The organism is Candidatus Hydrogenedentota bacterium (assembly GCA_012523015.1).
GTDB lineage: Bacteria > Hydrogenedentota > Hydrogenedentia > Hydrogenedentales > CAITNO01 > JAAYBJ01.
On record JAAYJI010000212.1, the window covers coordinates 1 to 1891 of the forward strand.

1 protein-coding gene is annotated in these 1891 nt (G+C 48.9%); it reads left to right on the plus strand.

What is annotated here, in order from left to right; all coding sequences use genetic code 11:
* Nucleotides 1-1566: helix-turn-helix transcriptional regulator (locus GX117_09185; protein ID NLO33514.1), on the plus strand; the 1566-nt coding region annotated here is incomplete at its 5' end.
* Nucleotides 1567-1891 lie beyond the last annotated feature (325 nt).

Consider the following 1891-nt stretch of genomic DNA (forward strand, 5'->3'; position numbering starts at 1 on the left):
GATTTTACAATTTTCCACATTGAGGAATACAATGTTCGCAATCACCAGCAGGCCCCTCTGTCAGACAGCCTTGTCCCGATCATTAAGAAAGAGCAGTTGGAGAACGTTGCCCGCGGTTTTCTTGAACAGTATTACCCCGAGGCTCTTTATACCCCGACACCGATTGATCCCCTTGTGCTTACCCAGCGCATGGGGATTTCTTTTCAGTTGAAACATATTACTCCAGATCTTTCTACCTTTGGACAGATATTTTTTGCGGATTGCGAGGCTGAATATTACGATAAAAAAAGCGGCTCCAGCAAAGCAATCCCAGTGACGAAAGGGACGATCTTCGTTGATCCCGACGCGTACTTCCTGCGAACTCTCGGCTCGGTGAACAATACCATTATTCATGAATGCGTGCATTGGGACAAGCATAGAAAAGCCTTTGAGCTGGAGCGGCTATACAACGAAAACGCCACGCAGATCAAGTGCCTGGTGGTTGGCGGCGTGAAGGACGCCAAGGTTTGGACTCCGACAGATTGGATGGAATGGCAGGCCAACGCGCTGACGCCTCGAATTCAAATGCCCTTCACCCAGGCTAAGGTGAAAGCTGCGGAACTAATCGGGGAATATATGCGGCGCTACCCCGGTTCCGCGCTGATTGATATCATGGAACCTGTCATTGATGAATTGGCGCTCTTTTTCGGGGTTTCAAGGATGGCTGCCAAGATCCGCATGGTTGATCTCGGATATGAGGAGGCCATCGGAACCTTTACTTATATTGACGGCCGATATGTCAAGCCGCACACCTTCAAAAAAGGAGAATTGGAGCGAAACCAGACCTTTTCCATCAGTGAGCGCGACGCCATTGTGGAAAGCTTCATGAATCCCGCCTTGCGTGAAAAAGTGCAAAGCGGACGGTATTTATTTGTTGATTCCCATATCTGCATGAATCATCCGAAGTATATCGCGGCAGATGACGCCGGCAATCTTTGTCTGACCCAATATGCCCGGCATCATATTGATGAATGCTGCCTTTTGTTTACCCTGTCGATCCCAAAGTCAGCGAACAAATACGGACAGCAATTTTACAGGGAGTGTGTTCTCTATCGTGATGCAACCTCCGATATCGTGTTTGAGGCATGCTTTAGCGATTCCAAAATCAGCAATGATGTTGACGCCAGATCAAAAGCCATTTGCGATTATACCAAAGAAGTGGCTGAGGTGCTGCAAAAAATGCCCGGTGGCTTTTCAGGGGCGCTCACATCCCTTATGACTTGGAAGGGTAAAACGGTAGAGGCTCTCGCCAGCGATAGCTGTCTTGCGCCGAAGACAATACAACGAATGCGAAATGATGAGGCATACGAAACCACAATTGAATCAATCGTTGCGATTTGCGTCGCCCTGCAGTTGCCGCCCATGATAAGCCATGCGTTAATCAGCCGGTCAGGGTGTTCGCTTGGCATGAGCGAAAAGCATGTCGCCTATCAATTTATCCTCACCTCATTCTACACCCGGCCAATTTATGAGTGCAATGAGATGCTTCACCGATTTGGGTTCGAAGCGCTGACCAAAGAACCATAAAATAATTTTTGCCGGCCCGGACTTTCCGTGTCCGGGCCTTTTCTATATTTGCAATGTAATATCCCCATGTTTCCTCCCCGATAAGGAGCCTCAAAAGGCTTTTCATCGGGGAGTTTTTGCGTTTTATTGCCCGATTGCCGGACATTCCATGTCCGTGTAAGGGCGCGGGATCGCCGCTAAAATGATAGCTGTAAGGGACAAGCCGTTCCTTGACGCATATAGCAGCCGCCTGCGCAGGGTGTTTTCCGGTGCTATATGACAACAAGTAAATAATCTGCGGCCGACCACCGGAAAGTGATAGCTGCAGTCCGAAATGGAGAAATCC